At 59.3% G+C, this 26,610-nt stretch carries 27 protein-coding genes and 1 tRNA gene; 16 read left to right on the top strand and 12 right to left on the bottom strand.

The features are described from left to right. Positions 1-52 precede the first annotated feature (52 nt). The gene (locus PJL69_RS06685; RefSeq protein ID WP_271308943.1) at positions 53-1,042 is read left to right on the top strand and encodes a hypothetical protein; all 990 of its coding nucleotides are present in this window, start codon (positions 53-55) and stop codon (positions 1,040-1,042) included. Positions 1,043-1,249: 207 nt separating this feature from the next. Here PJL69_RS06685 and PJL69_RS06680 read toward each other — a convergent pair. Next, positions 1,250-1,324 (bottom strand) — tRNA-Gln (locus tag PJL69_RS06680). A gap of 223 nt (positions 1,325-1,547) precedes the next feature. Here PJL69_RS06680 and PJL69_RS06675 point away from each other — a divergent pair. Next, the gene (locus tag PJL69_RS06675; RefSeq protein WP_271308942.1) at positions 1,548-2,777 is read left to right on the top strand and encodes an acyl-CoA dehydrogenase family protein; all 1,230 of its coding nucleotides are present in this window, start codon (positions 1,548-1,550) and stop codon (positions 2,775-2,777) included. Between the two features lie 363 nt (positions 2,778-3,140). On the opposite strand, the gene PJL69_RS06670 is transcribed toward PJL69_RS06675, so the two are convergent. From PJL69_RS06670 to carB, 3 genes are all read right to left on the bottom strand, one after another. Beyond that, a complete protein-coding gene (locus tag PJL69_RS06670) occupies positions 3,141-3,854 on the bottom strand; it encodes a metallophosphoesterase family protein (protein ID WP_271308941.1) in 714 nt (237 codons plus the stop codon). Positions 3,855-4,139: 285 nt separating this feature from the next. Beyond that, on the bottom strand, positions 4,140-5,402 hold the full coding sequence (locus PJL69_RS06665; RefSeq protein WP_271308940.1) for an Hsp70 family protein: 1,263 nt from the start codon (positions 5,400-5,402) through the stop codon (positions 4,140-4,142). A gap of 125 nt (positions 5,403-5,527) precedes the next feature. After that, the gene (carB, locus tag PJL69_RS06660) at positions 5,528-8,869 is read right to left on the bottom strand and encodes a carbamoyl-phosphate synthase large subunit (RefSeq protein WP_271308939.1); all 3,342 of its coding nucleotides are present in this window, start codon (positions 8,867-8,869) and stop codon (positions 5,528-5,530) included. Positions 8,870-9,067: 198 nt separating this feature from the next. Here carB and PJL69_RS06655 point away from each other — a divergent pair, with 198 nt between their 5' ends. The 6 genes from PJL69_RS06655 to PJL69_RS06630 all read left to right on the top strand — a co-directional run bounded on the left by PJL69_RS06655 (position 9,068) and on the right by PJL69_RS06630 (position 16,344). Continuing rightward, positions 9,068-10,195, top strand: coding sequence for an aminodeoxychorismate synthase component I (locus tag PJL69_RS06655; RefSeq protein ID WP_271308938.1), 1,128 nt, complete (start codon positions 9,068-9,070; stop codon positions 10,193-10,195). Then, a complete protein-coding gene (locus PJL69_RS06650) occupies positions 10,150-10,809 on the top strand; it encodes an aminotransferase class IV family protein (RefSeq protein ID WP_271308937.1) in 660 nt (219 codons plus the stop codon). The genes PJL69_RS06655 and PJL69_RS06650 overlap by 46 nt, the downstream gene beginning before the upstream one ends. Before the next feature lie 105 nt (positions 10,810-10,914). After that, complete coding sequence (gene aspS / locus PJL69_RS06645; RefSeq protein ID WP_271308996.1) at positions 10,915-12,771, top strand: aspartate--tRNA ligase; 1,857 nt, start codon at positions 10,915-10,917, stop codon at positions 12,769-12,771. 115 nt (positions 12,772-12,886) lie between these two features. Then, positions 12,887-14,284, top strand: a complete 1,398-nt coding sequence (locus PJL69_RS06640; RefSeq protein ID WP_271308936.1) for a DUF1800 domain-containing protein — start codon at positions 12,887-12,889, stop codon at positions 14,282-14,284. 9 nt (positions 14,285-14,293) lie between these two features. Beyond that, a complete protein-coding gene (locus tag PJL69_RS06635; protein WP_271308935.1) occupies positions 14,294-15,538 on the top strand; it encodes a DUF1501 domain-containing protein in 1,245 nt (414 codons plus the stop codon). 86 nt (positions 15,539-15,624) lie between these two features. Further along, positions 15,625-16,344: a GNAT family N-acetyltransferase gene (locus PJL69_RS06630; protein ID WP_271308934.1), complete on the top strand. Its 720-nt coding sequence runs from the start codon at positions 15,625-15,627 to the stop codon at positions 16,342-16,344. 66 nt (positions 16,345-16,410) lie between these two features. On the opposite strand, the gene PJL69_RS06625 is transcribed toward PJL69_RS06630, so the two are convergent. Further along, positions 16,411-17,139, bottom strand: a complete 729-nt coding sequence (locus tag PJL69_RS06625) for a response regulator (RefSeq protein ID WP_271308933.1) — start codon at positions 17,137-17,139, stop codon at positions 16,411-16,413. Positions 17,140-17,310: 171 nt separating this feature from the next. Between PJL69_RS06625 and mce the strand changes: the two genes are divergently transcribed. Both mce and PJL69_RS06615 read left to right on the top strand, forming a co-directional pair. Next, a complete protein-coding gene (mce, locus tag PJL69_RS06620) occupies positions 17,311-17,715 on the top strand; it encodes a methylmalonyl-CoA epimerase (RefSeq protein ID WP_209096677.1) in 405 nt (134 codons plus the stop codon). 67 nt (positions 17,716-17,782) lie between these two features. Continuing rightward, positions 17,783-18,088, top strand: a complete 306-nt coding sequence (locus tag PJL69_RS06615) for a DUF1467 family protein (protein WP_209096676.1) — start codon at positions 17,783-17,785, stop codon at positions 18,086-18,088. On the opposite strand, the gene PJL69_RS06610 is transcribed toward PJL69_RS06615, so the two are convergent. The 3 genes from PJL69_RS06610 to PJL69_RS06600 are packed head-to-tail and all read right to left on the bottom strand — an operon-like array spanning position 18,033 to position 20,496. Then, entirely contained in the window at positions 18,033-18,743 is a 711-nt protein-coding gene (locus PJL69_RS06610) for an EI24 domain-containing protein (protein WP_209096758.1), read from the bottom strand. The genes PJL69_RS06615 and PJL69_RS06610 overlap by 56 nt on opposite strands. Next, positions 18,740-19,318 carry a nitroreductase family protein gene (locus PJL69_RS06605; protein WP_271308932.1) on the bottom strand — a complete coding sequence of 193 codons (579 nt, stop codon included), beginning with the start codon at positions 19,316-19,318 and terminating at the stop codon, positions 18,740-18,742. The genes PJL69_RS06610 and PJL69_RS06605 overlap by 4 nt, the downstream gene beginning before the upstream one ends. 50 nt (positions 19,319-19,368) lie before the next feature. Further along, a complete protein-coding gene (locus tag PJL69_RS06600; RefSeq protein WP_271308931.1) occupies positions 19,369-20,496 on the bottom strand; it encodes a class II histone deacetylase in 1,128 nt (375 codons plus the stop codon). 96 nt (positions 20,497-20,592) lie between these two features. On the opposite strand from PJL69_RS06600, the gene PJL69_RS06595 reads away from it, so the two are divergent. Beyond that, positions 20,593-20,844: a DUF167 domain-containing protein gene (locus PJL69_RS06595; RefSeq protein WP_271308930.1), complete on the top strand. Its 252-nt coding sequence runs from the start codon at positions 20,593-20,595 to the stop codon at positions 20,842-20,844. A gap of 76 nt (positions 20,845-20,920) precedes the next feature. Here PJL69_RS06595 and PJL69_RS06590 read toward each other — a convergent pair whose 3' ends face one another. Beyond that, positions 20,921-21,166 carry a hypothetical protein gene (locus tag PJL69_RS06590; RefSeq protein WP_209096757.1) on the bottom strand — a complete coding sequence of 82 codons (246 nt, stop codon included), beginning with the start codon at positions 21,164-21,166 and terminating at the stop codon, positions 20,921-20,923. A gap of 132 nt (positions 21,167-21,298) precedes the next feature. On the opposite strand from PJL69_RS06590, the gene PJL69_RS06585 reads away from it, so the two are divergent. The 4 genes from PJL69_RS06585 to PJL69_RS06570 all read left to right on the top strand — a co-directional run bounded on the left by PJL69_RS06585 (position 21,299) and on the right by PJL69_RS06570 (position 22,998). Continuing rightward, positions 21,299-22,042, top strand: a complete 744-nt coding sequence (locus PJL69_RS06585; RefSeq protein WP_271308929.1) for a M48 family metalloprotease — start codon at positions 21,299-21,301, stop codon at positions 22,040-22,042. Between the two features lie 4 nt (positions 22,043-22,046). Next, positions 22,047-22,397 (top strand): YigZ family protein, encoded by a 351-nt coding sequence (locus tag PJL69_RS06580; RefSeq protein ID WP_271308928.1) that lies wholly within the window; start codon positions 22,047-22,049, stop codon positions 22,395-22,397. A 77-nt stretch (positions 22,398-22,474) separates the two neighbouring features. Then, positions 22,475-22,735, top strand: coding sequence for a DUF6455 family protein (locus PJL69_RS06575; RefSeq protein WP_271308927.1), 261 nt, complete (start codon positions 22,475-22,477; stop codon positions 22,733-22,735). Beyond that, complete coding sequence (locus tag PJL69_RS06570) at positions 22,735-22,998, top strand: DUF6455 family protein (protein WP_209096670.1); 264 nt, start codon at positions 22,735-22,737, stop codon at positions 22,996-22,998. The genes PJL69_RS06575 and PJL69_RS06570 overlap by 1 nt, the downstream gene beginning before the upstream one ends. Here the strand turns inward: PJL69_RS06570 and PJL69_RS06565 are convergent. From PJL69_RS06565 to PJL69_RS06555, 3 genes are all read right to left on the bottom strand, one after another. Beyond that, on the bottom strand, positions 22,995-23,390 hold the full coding sequence (locus PJL69_RS06565) for a thiol-disulfide oxidoreductase DCC family protein (RefSeq protein ID WP_271308926.1): 396 nt from the start codon (positions 23,388-23,390) through the stop codon (positions 22,995-22,997). The genes PJL69_RS06570 and PJL69_RS06565 overlap by 4 nt on opposite strands. A 39-nt stretch (positions 23,391-23,429) precedes the next feature. Then, positions 23,430-24,818 carry a 30S ribosomal protein S12 methylthiotransferase RimO gene (gene rimO, locus PJL69_RS06560; RefSeq protein ID WP_271308925.1) on the bottom strand — a complete coding sequence of 463 codons (1,389 nt, stop codon included), beginning with the start codon at positions 24,816-24,818 and terminating at the stop codon, positions 23,430-23,432. A gap of 75 nt (positions 24,819-24,893) precedes the next feature. Beyond that, a complete protein-coding gene (locus PJL69_RS06555) occupies positions 24,894-25,718 on the bottom strand; it encodes an ABC transporter permease (protein WP_271308924.1) in 825 nt (274 codons plus the stop codon). A gap of 167 nt (positions 25,719-25,885) precedes the next feature. Here PJL69_RS06555 and PJL69_RS06550 point away from each other — a divergent pair, with 167 nt between their 5' ends. After that, positions 25,886-26,491, top strand: coding sequence for a GcrA family cell cycle regulator (locus PJL69_RS06550; RefSeq protein WP_271308923.1), 606 nt, complete (start codon positions 25,886-25,888; stop codon positions 26,489-26,491). The last annotated feature ends 119 nt before the right edge of the window (positions 26,492-26,610 follow it).

Below are 26,610 nucleotides of genomic sequence, written 5' to 3'. Positions count from 1 at the left end.
ATGAAACGCAGAGGGCGCACTTTCAGGTCAGATATCCAGGTAGGTCGTCACCATGGTTCGATACCTTGTTGTCATCACTTTCATTGCCGCAATGGCTGCTGCGCCAGTTCTGTCTTGCGCGTTTCATGGATACACCCCGATCCCAACGATGGTTGAGAGATTGATGTCGAGCTCCTCGATTGTGCTTGCCAGATCGCATGCTGAAACGCCATTTCGCTTTACCGATGTGAGGGCCTTGCGAGGTGCGGCTGGAGAGGCGGTGATTCCACATATGGTTGACAGCAAAACACGTGCATTCTTTGAGAAATCACCTGAGGCACGTGTTTTGTTCGCCAAAGATTCCCAAACCGGCGCGTGGGTGCGCTTGGTTAATGTGGATCAAGACATGCACCGGGTTCTTCGCCAGATTCTCGCACATCTCGTTGAGTGGAAGGAGGGTGACACAGCCGGACGTGCCGAATTTTTTGCGGCGCTTCTGGACGAGGAAGACCCCGAGCTTCACAACTTGGCCTTGGGCGAATTGGATCTGTTGGACTACAGCACCTTTCGTAAGCTGGGTTTGCAGGTTGACACCAAACGCATCTTAAGTCGCATCCACGTGGTTGGAGAGGCCAACCTTAAACCCGTGCGTGTTCTGCTACTTGGTCTCAGTGAGGAGGTGGGGTTGCGGGCTTTTTTTCAAGAGGGCGTGCGCGCGAATGCGCGAAGCGATGGGCCGATGCTTGGCGCATATGCGATTGCCTTGATGGAGTATGAGGGACGCGCTGCTGTGGACTGGCTGGTGCGTACACTACTGACAAACCAGGAGGTTTCAGCGCAAGCTTTGAGTGTCCTTGTCGGGACTATGGCCCTGCATCACGGTGCTGGTTCTGAAGAGGTTGGCGCTGCAATTCGCGAGAATTTGGCCAGAGTGGCGATTGTAGATGCGAGAATTTCGGGGTTGGTGAACAGCCATTTTGCGCTGGGTATAGATCCGAAAATCTCCCCACATTTCATGACTTTGGAAACCGTTAGTCGCCTCGCAGGCAGCAATAAGTTCTGATTGGTCGCTGCAACGCTGATCTGCGAGCCAGCATGTGGTTTAGCGGTGAGAAAGGAGCGCTAAAACGAGTTTCAGTCGTGTTTTAAGGAGGCCATAGCAGTCTCAATCGAGCATTTACCGACTTGGTTTTTGCTGAACTACCACAAAAGAAGCGGTGACGGCACATTTCGAGCGCTATTATCTAAGTACTTAGAACTGGATGAAAAATGGCTGGGGTGGTAGGATTCGAACCTACGGTGCGCGGTACCAAAAACCGGTGCCTTACCACTTGGCTACACCCCAACTGTGAGGCGGTGTTTACTCAGAGCGGCTGAGAGGTGCAAGACCTGAAATGCGTTTTTTGGCGAAAAAAATGCCTCTCAGAACAAAAAATTTTCTCCGAAATATTTACCCCCTTTAAACACAGGGTTTTTGAAGACCTCGCGTCATTTCGCGCAGCCCGTCGTGGACAAAGGGCGGGCCGGGGCGACATGGTGGGGCAACGTGGAACAGAGGAGGGACGGCGATGTTTTTGGGAATGCGGCCGGAAAATGAGGCCTTGCTGGCGCAGGTGAAAGAGATGATTCAGGACGAAATCATGCCTCTGGAAGATGCCTATCATGCAGAGATCGCCAAAGAGGATCGTTGGACCTATACCGCGCGGCAGGCAGAGATTCTGGAGGGGCTGAAAGCCAAGGCCAAAGACCGAGGGCTCTGGAACTTCTGGCTGACGGATTCTGACAAAGGCTTTGGCCTGTCCACTGTGGAATATGCCTTCTTTGCCGAAGAGATGGGCAAGACGCCTTTGGGGGCGGAGGTGTTCAATTGCTCAGCCCCGGATACCGGCAATATGGAGGTGTTTGAGCGCTACGGCACAGAGGCGATGAAGGCGCAGTGGCTGAAGCCGCTGCTCAATGGCGAGATCCGGTCCGCCTATCTGATGACGGAGCCGGATGTGGCGAGTTCGGACGCGACCAATGTGTCGATGTCCTGTGTGCGAGATGGTGATGATTATGTGCTAAATGGCGAGAAATATTGGGCTTCTGGCGCAGGTGATCCGCGCTGTAAGGTCTATATCGTGATGGTCAAAACCGGCGGAGAGGAGCTGCCAGTACACAAGCGCCAATCCATGATTGTTGTGCCAGCAGGTACAGACGGCATCGAGATTTTGCGCCCCATGATGATCTATGGGCAGGATGATGCGCCACATGGCCATATGCACATTAAGTTCACCAATGTACGCGTGCCTGCAGAGAACCTGCTGCTCGGAGAAGGGCGCGGATTTGAGATTGCGCAGGGCCGGCTTGGGCCGGGGCGCATCCACCATTGCATGCGCGCGATTGGGCAGGCTGAGGCGGCGCTTGAGCGCATGTGCAAACGGGCGCTGAGCCGGGAAGCCTTTGGCAAGCCATTGGCGCATCTTGGGGCCAATTATGACATCATCGCCGAATGTCGCATGGAGATCGAGCAGGCGCGGCTGCTGTGTCTGAAGACCGCCTGGATGATGGATCAGGGCGATGCGCGGGCCGCCGCCCCCTGGATCAGCCAGATCAAAGTGGTGGCGCCAAATGTGGCGCTGAAGGTGATTGACGAGGCGGTGCAGATGTTTGGCGGCACCGGGATTTCGCAGGACACACCGCTGGCGCAGGCGTGGACACATGTGCGTACGTTGCGCCTTGCAGACGGGCCGGACGCGGTGCATCGCCGTCAGGTGGCGCGCAAGGAGTTGCGTCAGTACACGCAGGAAAAGGTCTGAAAACACAACGTCGGTATTGCGTCAGTATCGCGACGGTATTGCGGAGGTGCAATTTTCGGGCATGTGAGGCAGCGCACGGTGGTGAGTCGTGCGCTGTTTTTGTTGCATGCGTGGTGCGGACGATGGATTTGCGTGGTTTTTATATTTGCGCGGGGCTGGAATGGATCGGGCCAGCCCCCATACCCCCGGGATATTTTCAGCAAGAGGAAAAGTTGGGGGGCGGTGCTGAAAAAGGGGCAGATACCAGATCGCTGCGTCGCGGCAATTTTGTAAAAGCTGACGTTCGCTGCACTGGTCATGAAGCGGCGAGGTGCGGACGACGCGCAATTTCGCTGCGTCTGCGCCAAAGTCGGCTTCCTGTTGCTAGCCGGTTTTTCCCGGGCGACCGGCTGCCCGCAAGAAAGCGGGAGAAGCGTTTCCATCCAATACGGCGGCGGTCAACAATCCATTCGACGTTGCACCTGTGTCCATACAAATCCGATTGGCCCTAACCACAGGTTCGTCACCGGGCGTGTGACCGTGTACAACCACGTAGCCGTGATCCTCTTCGCAATCTAGGAAGCGTGACCTAATCCAAAGCATATCTTTAGATTGCTGTTGCTCGATTGGAATGCCGGGAGCAATCCCGGCATGAACAAACAGATAGGGTTCGACGGCTTTGTAGAGCGGTAGAGCTTTAAGCCAAGCGACTCTATCTTCGCCCACACCTGCATGAAGTTCGTCAGGGTCGTAGCCGCCAAAACGAAGGGATATGCCAAATGACGCAAGTGTTTCCTCACCTCCGTTGGAAAGCCAAGTGTACCAGGCTTGTCGGTTGTCCGTGGCCAGACACTCCAGCAACATCGCCTCATGATTACCGAGAAGACATGTCATTTGAAAACCGTCTAGGCCCGACATGAGCCGATCAATGACTTCGCGACTGTGCGCACCACCGTCGATGTAGTCGCCAACATGGATCAACTCAGCATCTCTGCCCGAGTGCATCAGTTGGTGGTAATCCCGAATGTGTTCGTGCAAGTCGCGAAGTAGGTCGTCACGACCATGCACATCGCCAATTGCATAGATAACTTTGTCCATGATTTCAGATTAGAAGTTAAAAGCAAACAATGCCATCTCCGGCGAAGCGGCCATTCGCCCACCGCGCAGCATCCGGTAAATTGGGCTCTCTGAGAGAGAATGCCGCGTGGGCCACGAACAGCTGCTCTTAGGACCCCACAAGTATGGTGATCGAAAGAACGCGGTAGATTTGTGGGGCAATAGGAAGATGGCTGCGTCAGTTCGAATGTGGGCGCGCGCGGGTCTCGTACGGAGAAATTGGTGCGCCTGCGAATTGTGTCGCTCTTTTTGCGGGCTGCGCAGGGGCTACACGCTGTTGCCGCGCAGCTCCGTGGCCCGCGCCAATCCGTCGGCGACGGCGGTGAAGACCTCGGCGAAGGTGTGCTCTGCGTCCGGCAGCACGGTTTTCATGGTGCCAGACACCACTGTCAGCAGGCTGGAGCCGCCGACGTAAATCACGCGGTCGATGTCTGCTGTGGTGCAGTTGGCCATCGCCAGCGTGTCTTCGGCGGCTTTGTGCAGCTGGCCGGCGTGATCGGTGAGGATGGTGGTGAGGGTCGCGGCGTCCACCGGTTGGGTGAGGCCGCGCTCAATCTCTGACAGGCTGATCTGTGCGTCTGTGTCACCGTTGTTGGCGGCGATTTTGCCGCGCTCCACATCAAAGGCCAGCTCATGGCCCAGCTCGTCACGCAGGACGGTTTCAAGGCGGGTGAGCTTTTCGGGCTCATCGGCCTGGCGCAGCATGTCTTCGACCGTGCGGCGGGTGCGGGCATTGTAGAGGAAGGGGATTTTCTCCCAGGTGGCGAGATCGTGGAAAATGGCGTTGGGCGCGGGTAGGGTGCCCTTGCCGAAAGTATCGCGCAGGGGGGAGCCTTTGCCGAGCAGCGGCATGACATGATGAAAGCTGAGCGCGCGGTCAAAATCGGTGCCGCCGATGCGGATGCCGTGGTTGGCGAGGATGTCGACGCCAGCCTCGGTGGTTCGGAAGACGGAGAAATCCGAGGTGCCGCCGCCGATGTCGACAATCAGGCCGGTTTCGCCGGTGTGTTTGTGTGCGCCGCAGGCGATGGCGGCGGCTTCGGGCTCAGACAGGAAGGTGACCTCGGAGAACCCAGCGGCGAGATAGCAGGCGCGCAGATCGTCTTCGGCCTGTTGCTCGCGCGGGTCGTCGTTGCCGTGAAACACCACAGGGCGGCCAGAGATGGCGTGGGTGAAGGTGAGGCCGGTCTGGGCTTCGGCCTGTCGTTTGATGTGGCGCAGGAAGCGGGCGATGATGTCAACGAAGGTCACGCGCTCGTTCAGGATCTGGCGCTTTTCATGCATAAGTGTGGTGCCAAGCACGCGTTTGAGGGCGCGCATGAAGCGGCCTTCTTCGCCCTGCAGGAGCGCATTGTTGGCGGGCTGTCCCAAGAGCGTGGCGCGGCTGTCGTAATCAAAGAAGAAGGTGGTAGGCAGAGTGGTCTGACCGGCGTCAAAGGTGATGAGGTGCGGTGCGCCATCCACCATCAGCCCGGCGGCGGAGTTTGAGGTGCCAAAATCAATGCCCAAAGTGTGTGGTTTGGTGCTCATGATCTACACTCCATTCCTCAAGGAAAAGCGCGGGTTTTAGGCGGCGGGTCTAAGGGTGTCAAGGCACAGAAAAAAGGGCAGCCTGTGGGCTGCCCTTTGGAAAGATTTTGAAGTGAAGGCGCCGCTTACCCTTGCAGGCTGCGCACTTCCAGGTCGCCTTCTTCGCGGGCTTTCATGGCCCGTGCTGCCGCGTTGGAGGCGGCGGCGGTGGTGAAGTAGGGGATCTTGTCAAACAGCGCCACGGAGCGGATTTCGCGGCTGTCGTTGACGGCCTGTGCTCCCTCGGTGGTGTTCATCACCAAAGAGATGTCGCCGTCTTTGAGGTGGTCCACGATGTTTGGACGGCCCTCATAGACTTTGTTCACCTTGGTGCAATCCACGCCCTGCTCGCTCAGCCATGTGGCGGTGCCTGCTGTTGCGACCACAGAGAAGCCCAGTTCGATCAAGATGTTGGCCGCTTCGACCATTGCGTCGGTTTTGTCGTCGTCTTTGACCGAGATGAAGGCTTTGCCGGAGGTGGGCAGCTCCATGCCTGCGCCGAGCTGTGCCTTCAGGAAGGCGCGCGCAAAGCTGCGGTCCCAGCCCATGACTTCGCCGGTGGAGCGCATTTCCGGGCCGAGGATGGTGTCGACGCCCGGGAAGCGGGCAAAGGGCAGCACGGCCTCTTTCACGGAGAACCAAGGCATGTTCGGGTCCGCCAGTGTCATCTGATCCGCAATCGGCTGATCCTTGGTGGCGTCGAGTTCCACGTAAGGGGCGCGTTTGGGGAAGTCCGCGAGTTTCTCGCCCGCCATGATGCGCGCTGCGATGGAGGCAATCGCGCTGTCGGTGGATTTCGCGACAAACGGCACGGTGCGGGAGGCGCGTGGGTTTACCTCGATGAGGTAGATTTCGCCGTCTTTCACCGCGAACTGTACGTTCATCAGGCCAACCACGTTCAGGGCCAGCGCAAGGGCGCGAGTTTGGCGCTCGATTTCCGCGATGGTCTCTTTGGAGAGCGAGTAGGGCGGCAGGGAGCAGGCGGAGTCACCGGAGTGCACGCCGGCCTCCTCAATATGCTGCATGATGCCGGAGATATGCACGTCTTTTCCGTCACACAGCGCGTCCACATCCAGCTCGGTTGCGCCGGAGAGGTAGCTGTCGAGCAGAACAGGGCTGTCGCCGGATACCACAACCGCCTCAGCGATGTAGCGTTCCAGTTGGCCCATGTCGCGCACGATTTCCATGGCGCGGCCACCCAGAACGTAGGAGGGGCGGATCACCAGCGGGAAGCCGATTTCATCTGCAATCGCAAGCGCTTCGGCGTCGGTGGAGGCGATGCCGTTCTTCGGCTGCTTCAGCTTCAGCTCGTTGACCAGCGCCTGGAAGCGCTCGCGGTCCTCAGCAAGGTCGATGGCGTCCGGCGTGGTGCCAAGGATCGGGATGCCTTCTTCTTCTAGCGCATTGGCCAGCTTCAGCGGGGTTTGACCGCCGAACTGTACGATCACGCCGTGCAGGGTGCCGTTTTCCTGCTCAACGCGCAGGATTTCCATTACGTGCTCAAAGGTGAGCGGCTCAAAATACAGACGGTCAGAGGTGTCATAGTCGGTGGACACGGTCTCTGGGTTGCAGTTGATCATGATGGTTTCATAACCCTGCTCGGTCAGCGCGTAGCAGGCGTGACAGCAGCAGTAGTCAAATTCGATGCCCTGACCGATGCGGTTCGGGCCACCACCAAGGATCACGACTTTCTTACGCTCTGACGGGCGCGCCTCACATTCCACTTCGCCCATCATTGGGGTTTCGTAGGTGGAGTACATGTAAGGGGTCTGCGCCTCAAATTCGGCGGCGCAGGTGTCGATGCGCTTGAACACGGCGGTCACGCCGAGGTTCTGACGGGCGCGGCGCACGTTGTCTTCGTCCCGGCCAGAGAGCTTGGCGAGGCGGGCGTCGGTGAAGCCGAGCATTTTAAGCGCGCGCAGCTCTTTTTCGGTGACCGGCAGGCCGTTCTTGCGCACCTCTTCTTCGGCGTCCACGATTTCGCGGATGCGATCGAGAAACCATGGGTCAAACATGGTGACGCCGTGGATTTCATCGTTGGTCAGACCGTGGCGCATGGCTTGCGCGATGGTGCGCAGGCGATCCGGGGTGGCGACGCTGATTGCTTTGATCACAGCGGCTTTGCCTTCGGCTGTGTCATCCGCGCCTTCGATTTCGACTTCATCAAAACCGGTCAGGCCGCTTTCCATGGAGGCCAGCGCCTTTTGCATGGATTCGTGGATGGTGCGGCCGATGGACATGGTTTCGCCCACGGATTTCATCGCGGTTGTCAGGTGCGGCTCAGACCCCGGGAACTTCTCAAAGGCGAATTTCGGGATCTTGGTGACAACATAGTCGATGGTTGGCTCAAAGGACGCAGGCGTCACTTTGGTGATGTCGTTGTCGAGTTCATCGAGGGTGTAGCCCACGGCCAGTTTCGCCGCGATTTTGGCAATCGGGAAACCGGTCGCCTTGGAGGCCAGCGCCGAGGAGCGGGACACACGTGGGTTCATTTCGATCACAACCATGCGGCCATCGGCCGGGTTTACCGCCCATTGCACGTTGGAGCCGCCGGTTTCCACACCGATCTCGCGCAACACGTTGATCGAGTGGTTGCGCATGATCTGGTATTCTTTGTCCGTCAGCGTGAGCGCAGGGGCCACGGTGATGGAGTCGCCGGTGTGCACGCCCATTGGGTCGACGTTTTCGATGGCGCAGACGATGATGGCGTTGTCCGCTTTGTCGCGCACCACTTCCATCTCATATTCTTTCCAGCCGAGCAGGCTTTCATCCACGAGGATCTGGTTCACCGGGGAGGCGTCCATGCCGGTGCGGCAGAAGTGGATGTAGTCTTCGCGGTTGTAGGCCACACCGCCGCCGGTGCCGCCGAGGGTAAAGGCTGGGCGGATGATGGCGGGCAGGCCGATGCTTTCCAGCTCTTCGAGCGCAAGGCGGATACCTTCGTCCAGATCAGCGGAGCCGTCGTCTTTCTTTGGGGCGGTCACGATGGAGGCACGGGGGTTTTCAATACCCAGACGGTCCATGGCTTCGCGGAAGAGTTTGCGGTCTTCGGCCATTTCGATGGCGTCGCGTTTTGCGCCGATCATCTCCACGCCGAACTTGTCCAGCACGCCCATTTCTTCAAGCGCGAGTGAGGTGTTGAGGCCGGTCTGACCGCCCATGGTGGGCAGGAGCGCATCGGGGCGCTCTTTCTCGATGATTTTGGCCACTACCTCTGGCGTGATCGGCTCGATGTAGGTGGCGTCGGCCAGACCCGGGTCGGTCATGATTGTCGCTGGATTGGAGTTCACCAGAATGACGCGATAGCCCTCTTCGCGGAGCGCTTTACAGGCCTGAGCCCCTGAATAGTCAAATTCGCAGGCCTGACCAATCACAATGGGGCCGGCCCCGATGATCATGATCGAGGAGATGTCGGTTCTTTTTGGCATGATAGACCTCGGGCTTGGTGGGCGCGGTGGGAGACGCCGAATGCGCAAATTGTCGTGGGTTATACGCATCAAGCGACAACGTGCAAGAGGGATCGCAGAGGGAGCGGGTTTTTGTCATAATATGCCGTATTCCCGATGTCATTGGTGCGAATGCGCCATATATGACGTAACACGAAAGACAGCGAACAGGGGAAACAGGTGCAGATTCGTTTTGATCGCGGGCCCGATGGACGTGCCACGCTGTTTGATGCAGCGGAGCATGTGATCTCTGTGACCGAGCCCGGTGAGGTTGCTGCGGCCTTTCAGGTTTTAGGCGAGGCGCAAGCTGCGGGCTTTTGGCTTGCGGGCTATGTGAGCTATGAACTTGGCTATGTGCTGGAGCCACGTTTGCGTCGGATGTTGCCCAAGGCGCGGCGTCTGCCGTTGATGCAGTTTGGTGTGTTCCGCGCGCCGCGTGCTGCGAACGCGCTGCAAGGTGATGCCAAGTTTGATATGGGGACATTTGCACCGCGTTGGAGCGCGGCCACCTATCGCGCCGCTTTTGATCGGGTGCATGGCTACATTGGGGCGGGTGATATCTATCAGGCCAATCTGACGTTTCCGCTGGATGCGGCGATTTCTGGCGATGCGGAAGCGCTCTATGCGGCGCTGGCGGCGCGTCAGCCTGTTGGTCATGGGGCGTTGATTAAGCAGAGTGGGTTGCCGGACATTCTATCACGCTCGCCTGAGCTTTTTTTCCGCACGGACGCAGCGGGGCGGATTGAAACCCGCCCGATGAAGGGCACCCAGCCGCGCAGTGAGGATGCGGCGGAGGATGCACGTCGCAAGGTGTGGTTGGCGCAGGATGAAAAGAACCGCGCCGAGAATCTTATGATTGTGGATCTTCTGCGCAATGACATCAGCCGCGTGGCCAAGCCCGGCAGCGTGAAGGTGCCAAAGCTGTTTGAGGTCGAGAGCTATGCCACGGTGCATCAGATGACCTCCACGGTGCAGGCGGAGCTGCAGGAGGGCGCGGGGCTGCCAGAGATTTTGCAGGCGCTTTTCCCCTGCGGCTCGATCACCGGCGCGCCGAAGTTGCGTTCGATGGAGATTTTGCGTGATCTGGAGCCCTGGCCGCGGGAGATCTACTGTGGCGCAATTGGCTGGGCGGCGCCGGATGGCCGCTCTGAGTTCAGCGTGGCGATCCGCACGATGCTGGTTGAGGCCGGGCAGGCGGTGTTGAATGTGGGCGGCGGTGTGGTCTGGGACAGCAAGGCAGCCGATGAATATGAGGAAGCGCTGTGGAAAGCCCGCTTTGCCAAGACGTTCCAGCCGGAACCCGCCTGATCGAGACCTTTCGCTATGTGCCGGGGGCGCCAGTGGCACGCCTGCCGCTGCATCTGGCGCGGCTTGGGAATTCAGCCAAGGCGCTGGGCTTTGCGTTTTCCGAAGGCGCTGTGATGCGCGCTATCGAGACGCTGAAAGGTGAGACCCCGTTGCGTTGCCGGCTGACGCTTGGGGCGGCGGGAGACGTAGAAATCTCCACTGCGGACATGCCTGCCGCAGCCCAAAAGCCCTGGGTGTGCCGGATCTCAGAGGTGAGGCTGTCGTCACAGGATATGTTTTTGCAGCATAAGACCACGCGGCGGGCGATCTATGATGAAGCGCGTGCCGACTTGCCTGAAGGTGTTCAGGAGTGGTTGTTTTTGAATGAGCGTGGGGAGTTGTGTGAGGGCACGATCACCAATGTGGTGTTGACCATGCCGGATGGGACGCGGCTGACACCGCCTGTCGCGTCGGGCTGTTTGCCGGGGGTCTATCGGCAGAGCCTGATCAATGCGGGTGTGGTGCGCGAAGCTGTGCTGACGGTGGCGGATTTGGCCAATGCGGAGCGTGTGCATCTGACAAATGCGCTGCGCGGAGAGATTTTGGCCGTGATGGAGGGGACGCCCTTGCGCTGATGGGGCGCTTTTTACGCCCAAACCAGCGCTGTTCCCTTGACTTTGGCCGCCCAAAAAGGTGTATCGGCGCGACCAATGTTTTTCACCCTGAAAGAGGGGCCGCACATGCACGCCTATCGCAGCCATACCTGCGCCGACCTGAACAAATCCAACGTGGGCGACACCGTCCGCCTGTCTGGCTGGGTGCACCGCATCCGCGATCACGGCGGCATTCTGTTTGTCGACCTGCGCGACCACTTTGGCATCACGCAGGTGCTGTGTGATCCGGACAGCCCGGTTTTCTCCGAAATGGAGAAGGTGCGCAGCGAGTGGTGTATCCGCATTGATGGCAACGTCAAAGCGCGCGACGCGGATCTGATCAACGACAAGATCCCGACCGGCGAAATCGAAGTGTTTGTGCGTGATCTGGAGATCCTCGGCGCAGCAGATGAGCTGCCATTGATGGTGTTTGGTGATCAGGAATACCCTGAAGAAACTCGTCTAAAGTATCGCTTCCTTGATCTGCGTCGTCAGCAGATGCAGGAGAATATGGTGCTGCGCTCTGATGTTGTGTCCTCCATGCGCAAGCGCATGTGGGACAAGGGCTTCCGCGAGTATCAGACGCCGATCATCACGGCATCGAGCCCAGAAGGTGCGCGCGACTTCCTCGTGCCGTCGCGCATTCATCCCGGCAAATTTTACGCGCTGCCACAGGCGCCTCAGCAGTTCAAACAGCTGATGATGGTTGCGGGTTTTGACAAATACTTCCAGATCGCGCCGTGCTTCCGTGACGAAGACCCGCGCGCCGATCGTTCCCCGACCGATTTCTACCAGCTCGACATGGAGATGTCCTTTGTGGAGCAGCAGGACGTCTTTGACACCATCGCGCCTGTCCTGGCGGGTGTGTTTGAAGAGTTCGGCGGTGGCCGCAAGGTAGACGCACCAGAGAGCTGGCCGCAGATCCCTTATGCGGAAGCGGCGCTGAAGTATGGCTCTGACAAGCCTGACCTGCGTAACCCGATTGAGATGCAGGTTGTAAGCGAGCACTTCGCGGGCTCCGGCTTTGCGATCTTTGCCAAACTTCTGGAGCAGGAAGGCACCGAAGTGCGCGCTATCCCAGCGCCGACCGGTGGTGGCCGCAAATTCTGTGACCGCATGAACAAATTTGCCCAAGGCGAAGGCCTGCCGGGCATGGGCTACATCTTCTGGCGCGACAAAACCGCAGACAGCGTGGCGCAAGAGCTGGGTATTTCGGTGAAAGAGGCACAGGCCAAGCTGAAATCCGGCGAAGTGGAAGGTGGCATGGAAGCTGCTGGTCCGCTGGCCAAGAACATCGGCCCTGAGCGCACCGAGGCGATCCGCCAGCAGCTGGGTCTGGGCGTGGGTGATGCGGCCTTCTTCCTGGGCGGCAAACCAAAAGCCTTTGAAAAGATCGCAGGGCGTGCGCGTGACGTGATCGGCCAAGAGCTGGGTCTGATCGACGAGAACCGCTTTGCCTTTGCTTGGATCGTGGACTTCCCGATCTATGAAGCAGACGAAGAAAGCGGCAAGATCGACTTTGAACACAACCCATTCTCCATGCCGCAGGGCGGTCTGGACGCGCTGAACGGCGATCCGCTGGCCGTCAAAGGCTATCAGTACGATCTGGCCTGTAACGGTTATGAGTTGGTCTCTGGCGCGATCCGGAACCACCAGCCAGAAATCATGCTGAAGGCGTTTGAGATTGCGGGTTACGGCGAAGAGGAAGTAAAAGAGCGCTTTGGCGCGCTTTACAAAGCCTTCCAGTACGGCGCACCACCCCACGGTGGCTGTGCAGCTGGTGTGGATCGCATCGTGATGCTGCTGGCAGATCAGCAGAACATTCGCGAAGTGATGATGTTCCCAATGAACCAGCGCGCCGAAGACCTGATGATGAATGCGCCCAACGATCCTTCCAGCGATCAGTTGATGGAGCTGGGTCTGCGGGTGATCCCGCAGGAGTGATCCGGGCGTTGACCTGAGACAAAGAAAGGCCGCTTTCACATAGGTGAGGGCGGCCTTTTTCTTTGTCGCGTTTTTGCGTGCTCTGATATGTTGGCGCGGGAAATGGAGATGCAGAATGGGTTTTGACCCTGACATTGCGCAAATGCGGTTTGGCTATGGGCTGTCCCCCGTGGTGCCGGGACCGGCAAGCGTCGATGCGATGGTGGCACAGCTGCGCAGGCCAGATGCAATCACGCAACGCTTTGTCATTCCAACGTCAGAGGCCATGAACCCCAAGGTGCGTGCACTGTATCTCGCGCAGCGGGCTTATAAACGCGCAGAAAGAGGCAGCAAAGACAGGCATGATTTGCGCGCGACCTATCGTAAGGCACTGAAGGCCGCGCGTGTGGAAAGCGCGGGCTGGGTGCGGCAAGCGTTGTTGCGCCGGATCTGGAGCGAGGACGGGCTGCGCGAGCGGCTTGTGGCGTTTTGGGCGGATCATTTCACGGCACCGGGGCAAAGCACGTTTTATCGGTATGCGGCCGCCTCTTACGTTGAAACGGCGATACGGCCCCATGTTGCCGCGCGGTTTGAGGACATGCTGATTGCTGCCGTGACCCATCCGCAAATGCTGCAATATCTGGATCAGAACCGGTCTGTCGGGCCCAACAGCCGGTTTGCCAAGAAACGTCAAAACGGGGCAGGGCTGAATGAAAACCTCGCACGCGAGGTTCTTGAGCTGCATACATTGGGCGTGCATGGCAGTTACACGCAAAAAGACGTGCGGGAGTTTGCCGAACTTTTGACTGGGCTGACCGCAGGGACGGGGCAAGACACGCGCTATGACAGCAAGCGGATTGAACCGGGCGCGGAAACGGTACTGGGGCAGACATATGGCACCCGGCGTGCGCGGATCAGCGACATACATGCCGCTTTGCGGGATCTGGCACGCCATCCAGAGACCGCACGTCATCTTGCACAGAAAATCGCGCGGCACTTTCTGGGGGATCAGCCGGATGCAGGTTTGGTGATGGAGCTTGAGATCCGCTATCGCGAGACCGATGGAGATCTGGGCGCTGTGGTGGAGGCGATGCTGCGCCATGAGGCGGCGTGGCACGCACGCCCCGAAGGCGGCGGCAACTTTAAACAGCCAGAGCAATTTGTCTCTTCAGCGTTGCGGGCATTGGCGGTGCCGGAGGCGCGATTTCTCCGCATGGACGCCAAAACCTTTGAACGGCTGATTTTGTCGCCACTGCGCCACATGGGGCAGCCGTGGCGCAGACCCTTTGGGCCGGACGGGTTTGCCGAAGAGGATGCGCATTGGCTGTCTCCTCAGGGCATGGGCGCGCGGTTGCAATGGGCCTTGGCCTCGCCGGCGGCCGTGGCGGCGGATTTGCCAGACCCGCGTGAATTTGTTGGTGTCGCGCTGGGGGCGGAGGCGCCCGCCGTTGTGCATTTTGCGGCCAAAGCGGCGGAAAATCGGCGTGAGGGCATTGCGCTTGTGCTGATGTCACCGGCGTTTCAGCGGGTATAGGGGGGCGAGATGGCGGAATTGAACAGACGGGGGTTTCTTGGCCAAAGCCTTGCGGTTGGGTGTTCGCTGGCTGCGAGCCCTTTGGTGACGCCGGTGAGTTTTGCCGCCATGGGGGGCGACAACCGGTTGGTTGTGATCATCCTGCGCGGGGGGCTGGATGGTCTGGATCTTCTGCGCCCACCGCCGTCTGACACGCTGATGCGGTTGCGCCCCACGTTGGGGGCGCAGGCGTCTGGGCTGGAAATCACCGGAGGGGTTCAGTTGCATCCGGGATGTGCGGAACTCTGGCCATTGTGGGAGGCGGGTGAGCTTGCGTTTGTACAAGCGGTTTCAACGCCTTATCGGCACAAGCGCAGTCACTTTGATGGGCAGGACATGCTGGAAGCGGGTACGGCGGAGCTTGGGCAGGGGCGGGCCAAAGAGGGCTGGTTGAACCGTATGCTGCAACATATGCCGGGGGCAGAGATGTCGACGGCTTACGCGATTGGGGCGGATCCGATGTTGCTCAGTCGGGGAGCAGCAGCGGTCGAGACCTGGTCGCCGGATGTGGATTTTGTGCTCTCCAGTCAGGCCGCGCGCTTGCTGGCGCTGACGATGGAGCGCGATCCGGCGATGAGGGATGCGATGACGCGCGCGTTGGCTTTGGCGGGCAGCAACGGTAGCGGTGGCGTTGTGCAGAGTGCGGGTCTTGAGGACATGGAGGCGCTGGACGAGTTGATGGATGCGCAGACGGCCCCACAGGGGCGGGACGCGCGGCATGCACACACGCGCGTTGCGAAATTTGCCGCTGAACGGCTGCGTGATGACGCGCGTGTGGCCTGCTTTTCGCTTGGGGGATGGGACACACATGCGCGGCAGGCGCGGGCGCTCAGGCGGCCACTTGGGCAGCTCGCTGACAGCCTGCTGACGCTCCGCTCCGGCCTTGGGGCGCAGATCTGGGGGCGTACGACGGTGCTTGCGATGACAGAGTTTGGCCGCACGGTTGCGGAAAATGGCACGGCCGGGACGGACCACGGAACGGGGGGCGCAATGGTGCTGGCTGGTGGGGCGTTGCGGGGCGCGCGCGTGTTGGGGCAATGGCCGGGGATTGAGGAAGCGGATCTGTTTGAGCGTCGAGACTTGATGCCGACAGATGATGTGCGCCGCTATGCGGCCTGGGCGATACGAGAGAGTTTTGGGCTGGGGCGTGATGTGTTGGAAAGCGCGGTGTTCCCAGGGCTCCAGATGGGGGGCGATCTGGCGCTGTTGCGGTGATCGTGGCGATAGCACACCGGCTGTGAAACGAATGCTTGGCGACGGCCAAGTGGTGTGCGACCTTTCTAAAAAACAAAGGACCAAGGATGCGAGAGCCAAGACCTGTTGGATTTGCGGTGCCGGATTGGCAAGCGCCCCCTTATCCAGATGGCGCCGTGCTTGAGGGGCGCTATGTGCGGCTTGAACCACTCAATGCGGAAGCGCATGCTGCCCTGCTGTTTCGGGCTTATCAATCGGATGACTGGGTTTGGGATTACCTGCCCTATGGCCCGTTTCATTCGGCAGCGCAGTATCATCGATGGGTCCGCGAAACCGTTGCGAACCCAGATCACTTTTTCTACGCGATCTATAGCAAGGGCGCGCGCACATTTACGGGGGTTGCGTCCTACTTGCGGATTGCCCCCGAGGCAGGGTCAATTGAGGTGGGCAACATCAATTTTGCTCCGATCATGCAGGGAACCCTTGCTGCCACTGAGGCAATGTATCTTATGATGCAGTGGGCCTTTGAGGCGGGGTATCGGCGCTATGAGTGGAAATGTGATGCGCTCAATGCCCCATCACGCCGCGCGGCGCAGCGTCTTGGTTTGAGCTATGAAGGCATCTTTCGGCAAGCGCTGGTCTACAAGGGACGCAATCGGGATACGGCGTGGTTTGCAGCAATTGACCGAGAATGGCCCGCCCTCAAAGCGGCCTATGATGTTTGGTTGGATCCGCAAAATTTCACGCCGGACGGACAGCAGAAAGAGCGGCTGAGAGATCTCACCCGGCTGGTGCGGCCTGCCAGTGATCCAATGCAAGCGCCGTAAGGGCGCGTGCGCGCCGGGTCGCGGAGCGTGATCGCCAGAGTCCAATTCACGCGCGCGTCGGAACGCTTAGATTGTGGCCGACTGGGCCAAACGTTCCTGCACAAGCCCGGTCAGATGCGCGACATCGGCGGTTGGCATGGCCCCTTGTTTGCGGCCCTGTTCAACGGCGCGCACTGCGTTGAGCAGGCTGTCATCTTCAGAGCTGCGGGCAATGCCCCCAAGAAACTGCGCCACATAATCCACAACGCCATCCTTGAGCGCCTGTTCCGTGGTGGCCTGAAGCGTATCGGCCGCATGCATGAGATCATCGCGCAGAGCGACTGGGTCGGGTTGAATGGTTTCATTGTCGGCAATGCGCGCCACAGTTGGCCGGAAACCCACCGCGAGACGGGACAAAATGGCCTGCTGGAAGGTCGCGAGACTGCCATAGGGTTTTGTGATGAAGCCGTCAGCACCGGCGGCCCGCGCAGCGTCTTCGGCGAAATCATCACCGGACGTGCCAAGGATCAGCTCGACGCGTGGAGAGGCGTTGTGCAGCTCGTCAATCAGTTCGGCACCAGAACCATCAGGCAAGCCCATGTCGACAATGATGACGGTTGGCAGGTGGATTTGCAGATGGCGGCGTGCCGAGCACAGGCTGTCTGCGCGGCGGATGCGGGCGCCCGAGCGCACACACATCAGACGCAATGCGTCGGAGGCGAAACGGCTGTCTTCGACCACGAGCACGGTCATGCCCAGAAGCGGCCGCGCAGCAGAGGGCGTGGTCAGTGGTGAAAAAGGCGAGTGGTCATCCATAGCTGAATCCTCAACGAAGCAGAGTAACTGATACATTCACATGCAATAGGCTAGGCGGCACATGACTAACGAAGGGTTAATCGCAACCGCGACGCCCTGCCGCTTGCGCAGGCGCGGCGCAAATCCCATAACAGCACTGAGCGGGACCAAATCGATCCATGGAGGACAAATATGATTGGACGACTGAACCACGTGGCGATTGCCGTGCCCGATCTGGAGGCTGCGAGCGCGCAGTATCGCGACGCGCTGGGCGCCAAGGTTGGGGCCCCGCAGGATGAGCCAGATCACGGGGTGACGGTGGTGTTCATCGAATTGCCAAACACCAAGATTGAACTGTTGTATCCACTTGGAAAAGATAGCCCGATCAATGGGTTCCTTGAGAAAAACCCCTCAGGTGGCATTCATCACGTGTGTTATGAAGTGGATGACATTCTGGCGGCGCGTGACCATCTGAAAGAGACCGGTGCGCGGGTTCTGGGGAGCGGCGAGCCAAAGATTGGCGCGCATGGCAAGCCGGTCTTGTTCCTGCATCCCAAAGACTTCAACGGCTGTCTGGTGGAGCTTGAGCAGGTCTGACGTCTGTGCCCGATTTGGGCGAAATAGCGGGCAGGGATGCCCGCTCAATTTTTAGGAGGAGAGCGATATGGGGATCACCTCGGCCATCGTCTTATATGCGGTCATTTGGTTTATGACCTTTCTGATTGTGATTCCGATTCGCTTACAAACGCAGGGTGATTTGGGCGACGTTGTGCCCGGCACCCATGCCGGCGCGCCTGAGCACCACCATCTCAAAGCAAAGGCCAAGATCACGACCTTGGCCTCTGCGGTTATCTGGTTGATTGCGTTTTGGATCATTACATCCGGTATGATCACTGTGCGCGATCTGGATTGGTTCAACCGGATGGGGGATGCGCCCGCGTCGGCTCCAGTTGATGGAACAGATGGGTGAATGTGGCGGCGCCCAGGATTGGAATCAGTAGGTTCAAAAATGGCACCGACAGGGGCATCGCCATCAGGATGCCAGCGAGCCAAAGCGTGCCCATGTGTTTGCGCCGGAGCTTCTTTGCCTCTGCACGGCCCACACGGCGCATCGCTGTGAGCTGAAAATACTCTCGCCCCAGCAAAAAGCCGTTCAGCGCCCAGAAGATGAACAGGGCAAAAGGCGTGAAGATCACATAGACGATCAACGCCAGAAGGTTGGCGGCGATCAAGACACCCATGAAGTTGACGGAGTCTTTTAGCCCCTCGCCGAAAGACACCGCAGGCACGTCGGGCAGATGCGGGTAGTGGCGGTCTTCGACGGCGTCAGCGACCTCATCCAGAAACAGCGATGTGATGGCTGAAGCCACGGGCACCATCAAAAACACCGATAGAATGATCATCAAAAACAGCGACGCGGCGGTGAAGAGATCGCCGACCCAGGAAATATTGCCCAGAAGCTCCTGCACCCATGCGGCGGCGCCAAGCCAGCTTAAGAACCACAGAAATGCGACATAGACGGCGATCAGCAGCACAAACGTGAGGCCGATGCCCTTGAGGAGAACCCGGCGAAAGCGCGGATCCCCGAGCTGGCTCAGGGTTTTGCCAAAAGAGGATAGGATCAGTCCAACAGCCATGTGACCTTTGTCTCCATGTTGGGGCGTGGGCGTTCGGGGGGCGCGGCTTTTTCGGTGCCGATGTGAATGAAGCCTGCGACTTTCTCATGCGGCGCAAGGCCGAGGCCTTTCTCTACAAAGGTGCGGTCGTGGCTGGCCCAGCCGGAGAGCCAGTTGGCGCCCCAGCCCGCCGCAAGAGCGGCATTGAGGAGTTGCAGGCACACGCAGGCGGCAGAGTAGGTTTGCTCAATCGCGGGAATTTTTTCGCTGATCACGGGGGATTCGATCACCGCCACGGCAAGCTCTGCATTGGCGAATTGATCTTGGCCCTTTTGGATCTTTTCCGGCGCGATCCCCAGAGATTTACCGCATTCGGGAATAAGATCTGCCAGCTTTCTCAAGGCTTTGCGTTCCAGGACAATGAGCCGCCAGGGCTCAAGCTTGCCGTGATCCGGGCTGCGCAGGGCGGCCTCAAGCAGAGGTTCCAGTTCGGTGCGTGTGGGCGTAGGGCCGATCAGCGTTTTGGCTGGGCGCGAGCGGCGGCTCAGCAGGAAATCCAGCGCGGCTTGGTTTCGTTGTGGCATAGGGTTCTCTCAGGGGTTGAGTGACTATGTTGGCGCGGCAGCGGGTCTTTTCAACCCGGCGGGCTTGCGAATGTGGTGGCCATCTCATCAATGAGCGTGGCAAAGAACGCCTCGACACGGGCGTTGGGCTGACGGATGGCAAGGGAGGCCGCCATTGGATCTTCGGCGCGAATGTCAGAGCCTGCAAGCTCTTCGATCACGGCATGGCCACAGAAGGGCACATAGGCCTCTGAATAGCCGCCTTCGTGCACCAGCACGAGTTTGCCTGCACACAGCGTCTCGGCAGCGGCCATGACGTGTCGTGTCATTTGGCGGAAGGTGTCTGCGGTGGCCAGCATACGCGACAGCGGATCAAAAGCGGCGGCGTCAAAGCCGCAGGCGACGATGATGATGTCGGGGTTAAAGCTGTGCAGCGCGGGGAGCACTATCTGCTCCATGGCGTAGAGATAGCTGTTGTGGCCTGCGCCGGGGGGCAGGGGCACGTTGATGTTGGTGCCAAGCCCGGCGCCTTTGCCGCGATCGGCCACATCGCCGGTGTCGAGCGGGTAGTTCTTTTCTTGATGCAGCGAGATGGTGAGCACGTCGCTGCGCTCATAATAGATCGCTTCCGTGCCGTTGCCATGGTGGACATCCCAGTCGAGCACTGCAACGCGCTGGGCGAGGCCTTCCGCCTGCGCGGCCTCAATGGCGACGGCGATATTGGCGAGCAGGCAGAAGCCGTTGGGCCAATCTGGCAGGCAGTGGTGCCCCGGCGGGCGTGACAGAGCGTAGGCATTTTGCAGCTCTCCTGCGGCCACGGCGCGCACGGCTTCGCTGGCCAGACCTGCGGAGAGGGCTGCGATTTCATAGCCGCCTTTGCCAAAGGGGGTGCGCAATCCGATCTCTCCGCCACCGGCATCAGACACGGCTTTGAACTTTCCCAGGAAGTCGCCGGGGTGTACACGGGCGAGCATTTCTGTGGTTGCAGCGGCGGCCCTGCGCACATCAAGTTCGGCTGTTAAGCCTGTGACATCCATCAGATTTTTGAGGCGTCTCTTGGTTTCGGGGCTTTCGGGGAGTCCGCCAGCGGCAAGGGGTTGCACAAGATCACCAACGGGCAGGGTCAGAGCGTAGTTGCCCCCAGCATGCCAGAAGCACTTTTCATCAAAAAAGAACCCTGTGGTCTGTCCCGTCGCCATGCGCCGCTCCCGTTGTCATTTGCGGGCTACCCTAAGCGGGGCATTTGTGGAATGTAAATCGCTGTTGTCGCACCATATGTTTCTGGGGGATCAGGTATGACCAGCGCGATTGAGTTGCCTTTGGCATCCGGAACCGAAATTGCAGTGCGGGTGACGCCCAGGGCCTCGCGCAATGCGGTGGTGCAAGAGGGCGACAGGCTGCGCGTTTACGTGACGGTTGTGCCAGAAGGCGGCAAGGCGAATGCAGCTGTGGTTAAGCTGCTGGCCAAAGCTCTGGGCATTGCGAAGTCACGCCTAACCCTTGTGCGAGGGCAGACCGCGCGCGACAAGGTGTTTCGCGTAGACTAGGCTCAGGGCCCATTAATCCTGCTGCACTGGCGCCAAAATCGCTTCATTTCAGCGGCTCGGCACGCTTGCAAATAGCCTAGGTCTGCTCTGGGTCACGTTTGAGCATGTAGACCCCCTCAGGCAGATCCAGCGCGGCGGTGAGATCCTGCACCTGCGTCGTGGAAAGTGTGATTTTCTGCATGCTGTCAGTGCGCGGATCATATTGTTCGATGGTGACGCAATCCTCAAACATGTGGATCACAACATCTTCGCCCAATGGCGCGGCGCCTTCATCGACGAGCGTGACAACGGTGGCGTCAAATTCGTGCTCTATGCTGAACATACCTCTAGCGTAGCGTAAGTGTCGCAAGGTGCAAGCATTTCCCGCTGGCCTCGGCCACCGGGCGGGCGTAAATTCAGAACGAAGATGGATTTACAAGCGCCTCTTTGGCTGAGGTGTTGGGAGGATTGCGTGATGGTGGCGCAAATTTCAGGAGCAGGGTTGGCAAAGTGGCGCGTGATGGCGATGGCAACGGTTGCTGCGGTGGCGCTGGCGGCCTGTGAGACCACCACAACCACGGCCCCGCCCCGCACGACACCGCAAGCCAAAGCGCCCAAGATCACGGTGAAACAGGCCGAAGCGCGGCTGGCGCCGATCATTGCCACCATGGAGCCTGTGGCAGAGCGCGAATGCCGCCGCCGTGCAGCGCGCGGCACAGATTGCGACTACAAAATTTCGGTGGATCCACGCACAGACATTCCGCCCAACGCCTATCAGACGGTCGACAAGAACGGCCGCCCGCTGATCATTTTCACAGCGCCTTTGATTGCGGAGACCCGCAATCAGCATGAACTTGCCTTTGTCATGGGGCATGAGGCGGCGCACCATATTGCCGGCCATCTCACGCGCCAGCAGGCGGATGCGCTGACAGGTGCGGCGCTGGGTGCGATTTTGATCGGCTTGGCCGGGGGCAGCGCCAGTTCGATTGACGCCGCGGCCAACCTTGGCGCCTCTGTCGGATCACGCTCGTTTTCCAAGGAGTATGAGCTTGAAGCCGACAGCCTTGGCACGGTTTTGACCAAACAGGCAGGATATGATCCGCTGATTGGTGTGGGCTTTTTTGAGCGCACGCCAGATCCGGGCAACGTGTTTCTTGGCACGCACCCGCCCAATGCCTCGCGTATTGAGATCGTGAAACGCACGGCGGCGGGTCTGTAAACCTATGTTGCAACTTACCAATGTGGTTACGGATCGGGGCAGCAAATATGCGGTTTCCGGGGGTGCGGTGACGGACCGGAAGGAGGCGGATCGCTTCCTCAAAGAGCTGAAACGCAACAAGAAGTTTGCCAAAGCCACCCACAACACATGGGCTGCGCTGCTGAGTGATGGCACGCCCCTGAAAGGCGATGATGGGGAAAGCGGCGCGGGGTTGGTGATCTTGCGCATGCTGGAACGCGAGGGGATCACGGATCACATCGTTGTTGTGACGCGTTGGTATGGCGGCGTGAAGCTGGGCGGTGATCGTTTTCGCCGGGTGCAGGATTGTGTGAATGCCTACCTTGAGGCGCTTTAGCCTCTGCTTGATACACATCAAGGGGAGTCCTGCAGGGGCCTGTTAGTCTGTTTGCACATGACGCAGGAGTTTCTCGTATGGACCGGCTGGAAAAAATCAAACGTCACGCGGCTTTGTTTGACGATATGGCCACGCATGTGGGTGTCGATTTGCAAGAGGCGGCGATTCGCGGGGCGATAGACTGTGATGAGATTTCCAACGCTGTTGTGCGTTGTACGGGCTGTTTGCAGCCGGCGCGCTGTTCCCTGCGTGTGAAATCAGCCGCTACGGATGGCACGAGTACACCGATTTATTGCCGCAACGCAGATTTGCTGCATCGACTGCAGGCGCTGGTGTGATGGGACGTGTTGTGCCGCTTGGCGATCCGGAAACACATTTCTGGCTGACCCGAAGCATGGGCCGGAAAATGGGGGTGTCCCTCAGCGAAGCCATGGCAGAGGGCAGCCTGACGCCGCAAGACTATGCGGGAATGGTCACCCGGTGTCGCACATGCAGTCATGTGGCTGAATGTCAGGTATGGCTGGGCGCTGCAGGCGGCAAAAAGACACCGCCAGAGTTCTGTTGCCATGCAAACCTGATGACACGCTTGGCGAAGCACTAAGGATTTGATGCGCCTTGTGAATTGGCTGCCGCCACCGCGCGTTTAAGGTGCTTGCGATACAGCCAAGGTGCCAACACGCGGTCGTAGATCACATTAGCCAATTGCCAGAGCCCCGGCAGGCGCGCAAACTTTGCCAGCCAACGATAGCGGGGCATGGTTGACCACAGCGCCGCAAATGCCGCCACACCCATATAGACCTCGCCATTTTGGGTGACATGCAGGCGTTTGGCGGCTTCATCAGCGTCGATCTGCCATTCAGAGAGCGCGTTCCCGTTGAGATCGTCATAGGCCACATCGAGGCCACGCGCCTCTGTGTAGGCGCGATAGTGGCAGATTTCAGTGTTGCAGATTGGGCAGTCTGCGTTGAACAAAACGCGGGTTTCTTGGCTCATGAGCGCTCCGGTTGTGGGGCGCCCAGCAGGCTGCGTAAGTCAGCTCTGTTTCAGACAACCCCAAAGGTCATATTCGCCGGCTTCGTCCACCTCGACTGTCACGATCTGGCCCACAGAAAGCCCATCCGTGCCGTCATCGATGAACAGGTTGCCATCAATTTCAGGCGCGTCGGCTTTGGTGCGGCAGGTGGCGATGCCGTCTTCGTCGATGTCATCTACGATCACATCAAGCGTTTGGCCCACTTTTGCGGCAAGTTTTGCCTCAGAAATCGCCTGCGCTTTTTCCATGAAGCGCTCCCAGCGTTCCTGCTTGAGCTCGGGGGCGACGTGATCTGGCAGATCATTGGAGCGTGCGCCATCGACGTTTTCATATTGGAAGCAGCCGACGCGATCGAGCTGGGCTTCATCCATCCAGTCCAGCAAGTGCTGGAACTCTGCTTCGGTTTCGCCGGGGTAGCCCACGATAAAGGTGGAGCGCAGGGTAATGTCGGGGCAGATGTCGCGCCATGCGGCGATTTCTGTCAGCGTTTTGGAGGTATGCGCCGGGCGGGCCATGCGTTTGAGCGTGTCCGGGTGGCTGTGCTGAAATGGGATGTCGAGATAGGGCAGGATCAGCCCCTCCGCCATCAGCGGGATCAGCTCGCGCACATGCGGGTAGGGGTAAACGTAGTGCAGGCGTACCCAAGCGTCGAGTTGGCCCAGCTCGCGTGCCAGATCGGTGATGTGGCTGCGCACCTCGCGGTTTTTCCACGGGTGGGTGGAATATTTGCGATCCAGCCCGTAGGCGGAGGTGTCCTGTGAAATCACCAACAGTTCGTTCACCCCGCTTTCAACCAGCTTTTCCGCCTCGCGCAGCACGGCATGCACAGGGCGGGAGGCCAGTTTGCCGCGCATGTCCGGGATGATGCAGAATTTGCACTTGTGATTGCAGCCCTCAGAAATCTTCAGATAGCTGTAGTGGCGCGGTGTCAGAGAGACGTTTTTGGCTGGCAGCAGGTCAATGAAGGGATCAGGGCTGGGGGGCACCGCGCCATGCACCGCATCCAGCACCTGCTCATATTGATGGGGGCCGGTCACGGCGAGCACTTTGGGGTGGGTGCCGGTGATATATTCCGGCTCTGCGCCCAGGCAGCCGGTGACGATGACCTTGCCGTTTTCCTGAATGGCCTCGCCGATGGCTTCAAGGCTCTCCGCTTTGGCGCTGTCCAGAAAACCGCAGGTGTTCACAATAACCGCATCCGCGCCGGAATAGTCGGGAGAAATGCCATAGCCTTCGGCGCGCAGGCGGGTGAGGATGCGTTCGCTGTCCACCAGCGCTTTGGGGCAGCCAAGGGAGACCATGCCGATGGTCGGCTGGCCGGGGCGCTGCTCCCCTGTGAGGGTTGCGCGGGCGAGGTCGGGGCGGAGTTCTGGCGGGTTGCTGGACATGGGCGCCCGTATAGGCCAGCGCCGCCGCTTTGGCAAAGGGAGATAAGCCCCCCATTTTGAATGAGGGGCCGGCTGTTAGCTTTTCAGTCGGTAGCCTGTTTTCAGCATCCACCATGCGACGGCGCACAGGAGGGTGGTCACGCTGAGCACAACCAGCAACCCTAGGGCGGGAGCGCTGTCAGAGACGCCGATCACGCCATAGCGCGTGCCATCGATCAGATAGAAGATCGGGTTGATATGGGTGAATTTCTGCAGAACGGGCGGCAGCGCATCCACTGAATAGAAGGTGCCGGACAGAAAGGCGAGCGGGGTCACGATGAAGTTTGTGATAGCGGCCATCTGATCAAATTTCTGGGCAAAGATACCCGCGACAATGCCAACGGCCCCCATCATCGCGCCACCGAGCACGACAAAGCTCAACGCCCAAAGCGGATGCGCGATCCCTTGTCCCAGCACCAAGGCGCTGACAACGCTCATGGCGATGGCGACAAAAAGGCCCCGTGCAACGGATCCTGCAAGGTAGCCCAGCACCATTTCCAAAGGCGCAAGCGGGGGCATGAGGGTGTCCACGATATTGCCCTGTACCTTGGAAATCACAATCGAGGAGGATGTATTGGCGAAGGCGTTTTGAATCACCGTCATCATCATGATGCCGGGAATCAGGAAGGTCAGAAACGGCACGCCCATCACGTCGCTGCGGCTCGGGCCAATGGCGATGGAGAAAATCAACAGGAACAGCCCTGCAGTGACCAGCGGCGCAAGCAGGGTTTGGGTCCAGACCGTCCAGAAACGCAGAATCTCTCGCATTGCCAGTGTTTGGAGGCCCAGCCAGTTCACGCGCCCGAAGCGGCGTACACCCATTTGCAGTGTTTGTTCACGATCTGACATGTCGTTGTGCATCCCGTATCTCTCGCTTTGTTGTGCCCGCCGCGCCATTGTCGGAGATTGTCAGCGCAGGAAGTGATTCTTCGCCTTGTAACTCGGGCTGGGGTGATTAGAATAGGCCCCTGACCAAGAAATGCAGAGGCGGCCTTTGGCGGGCCGCTTTTTAGCTGAGGAAGTGACGAATGTCCTGGACCGACGAGCGCGTAGAGCTTTTGAAAAAAATGTGGGGCGAAGGCCAGTCGGCCAGCCAGATTGCCAAGGAGCTCGGCGGTGTAACCCGCAACGCGGTTATTGGCAAAGTGCATCGTCTGGGCCTGTCAAACCGCACCACCAGCAGCACTGCTAAGGCTGACGCCAAACCCAAAGCCGAGCCCAAACCCAAGGCCGCGCCCAAGCCGAAGGCCACAGCGCCCAAGCCGAAAGCGGAGCCGAAGGCAGAAGAGGTTGCGGCCAAGCCTGAGCCAAAAACCGAACCCGCCGTACCGGCGCGCACCGCGCAGCCCATGCGCAAGGCGATCATTCCGGCCGGGCAGCCGCTGCCACCGCAGCCTTCCGCCAATGAGATCAGCCCAGAGGCGCTTGCCAAGGTCAATGAAGTCGAAAAGACCGCGAAGAAGCTGTCTTTGATGGAATTGACCGAGCGCACCTGCAAATGGCCTGTGGGGGACCCCGCCACTGAGGAGTTCTGGTTCTGTGGTCTGCCTGTACAGGCGGGCAAACCCTATTGTGAGGCCCATGTGGGCGTGGCGTTCCAGCCGATGAGTTCGCGCCGCGATCGCAAACGCTAAACCATCTGCCAGAGAATTATATGAGCCCCATCGACACGCGTCGCTGGGGCTTTTCTTTGTTTATGAGACAGTTATGGTTGCTTTCACCCAAGGATTGTCAAACGGGGTTTTCGCATCGG

Origin of the sequence: Shimia sp. MMG029 (assembly GCF_027947445.1) — a bacterium.
In the GTDB taxonomy this organism is placed as follows: Bacteria; Pseudomonadota; Alphaproteobacteria; order Rhodobacterales; family Rhodobacteraceae; genus Shimia.
Note: the sequence above shows the minus strand (reverse complement) of the source record. Positions and strands in the feature narration are given on the sequence as shown.

Excerpts from the sequence above, each read along its gene's own strand:
- PJL69_RS06675 (WP_271308942.1), top strand. The coding sequence starts at position 1,548 with ATGTTTTTGGGAATGCGGCCGGAAAATGAGGCCTTGCTGGCGCAGGTG.
- PJL69_RS06630 (WP_271308934.1), top strand. The coding sequence starts at position 15,625 with ATGCGAGAGCCAAGACCTGTTGGATTTGCGGTGCCGGATTGGCAAGCG.
- aspS (WP_271308996.1), top strand. The coding sequence starts at position 10,915 with ATGCACGCCTATCGCAGCCATACCTGCGCCGACCTGAACAAATCCAAC.
- PJL69_RS06585 (WP_271308929.1), top strand. The coding sequence starts at position 21,299 with ATGGTGGCGCAAATTTCAGGAGCAGGGTTGGCAAAGTGGCGCGTGATG.
- PJL69_RS06625 (WP_271308933.1), bottom strand. The coding sequence starts at position 17,139 with ATGGATGACCACTCGCCTTTTTCACCACTGACCACGCCCTCTGCTGCG.
- PJL69_RS06595 (WP_271308930.1), top strand. The coding sequence starts at position 20,593 with ATGACCAGCGCGATTGAGTTGCCTTTGGCATCCGGAACCGAAATTGCA.
- PJL69_RS06635 (WP_271308935.1), top strand. The coding sequence starts at position 14,294 with ATGGCGGAATTGAACAGACGGGGGTTTCTTGGCCAAAGCCTTGCGGTT.
- PJL69_RS06565 (WP_271308926.1), bottom strand. The coding sequence starts at position 23,390 with ATGAGCCAAGAAACCCGCGTTTTGTTCAACGCAGACTGCCCAATCTGC.
- PJL69_RS06605 (WP_271308932.1), bottom strand. The coding sequence starts at position 19,318 with ATGCCACAACGAAACCAAGCCGCGCTGGATTTCCTGCTGAGCCGCCGC.
- PJL69_RS06670 (WP_271308941.1), bottom strand. The coding sequence starts at position 3,854 with ATGGACAAAGTTATCTATGCAATTGGCGATGTGCATGGTCGTGACGAC.
- carB (WP_271308939.1), bottom strand. The coding sequence starts at position 8,869 with ATGCCAAAAAGAACCGACATCTCCTCGATCATGATCATCGGGGCCGGC.
- PJL69_RS06665 (WP_271308940.1), bottom strand. The coding sequence starts at position 5,402 with ATGAGCACCAAACCACACACTTTGGGCATTGATTTTGGCACCTCAAAC.
- PJL69_RS06580 (WP_271308928.1), top strand. The coding sequence starts at position 22,047 with ATGTTGCAACTTACCAATGTGGTTACGGATCGGGGCAGCAAATATGCG.
- rimO (WP_271308925.1), bottom strand. The coding sequence starts at position 24,818 with ATGTCCAGCAACCCGCCAGAACTCCGCCCCGACCTCGCCCGCGCAACC.
- PJL69_RS06600 (WP_271308931.1), bottom strand. The coding sequence starts at position 20,496 with ATGGCGACGGGACAGACCACAGGGTTCTTTTTTGATGAAAAGTGCTTC.
- PJL69_RS06550 (WP_271308923.1), top strand. The coding sequence starts at position 25,886 with ATGTCCTGGACCGACGAGCGCGTAGAGCTTTTGAAAAAAATGTGGGGC.
- PJL69_RS06575 (WP_271308927.1), top strand. The coding sequence starts at position 22,475 with ATGGACCGGCTGGAAAAAATCAAACGTCACGCGGCTTTGTTTGACGAT.
- PJL69_RS06615 (WP_209096676.1), top strand. The coding sequence starts at position 17,783 with ATGGGGATCACCTCGGCCATCGTCTTATATGCGGTCATTTGGTTTATG.
- mce (WP_209096677.1), top strand. The coding sequence starts at position 17,311 with ATGATTGGACGACTGAACCACGTGGCGATTGCCGTGCCCGATCTGGAG.
- PJL69_RS06570 (WP_209096670.1), top strand. The coding sequence starts at position 22,735 with ATGGGACGTGTTGTGCCGCTTGGCGATCCGGAAACACATTTCTGGCTG.
- PJL69_RS06640 (WP_271308936.1), top strand. The coding sequence starts at position 12,887 with ATGGGTTTTGACCCTGACATTGCGCAAATGCGGTTTGGCTATGGGCTG.
- PJL69_RS06590 (WP_209096757.1), bottom strand. The coding sequence starts at position 21,166 with ATGTTCAGCATAGAGCACGAATTTGACGCCACCGTTGTCACGCTCGTC.
- PJL69_RS06685 (WP_271308943.1), top strand. The coding sequence starts at position 53 with ATGGTTCGATACCTTGTTGTCATCACTTTCATTGCCGCAATGGCTGCT.
- PJL69_RS06555 (WP_271308924.1), bottom strand. The coding sequence starts at position 25,718 with ATGCACAACGACATGTCAGATCGTGAACAAACACTGCAAATGGGTGTA.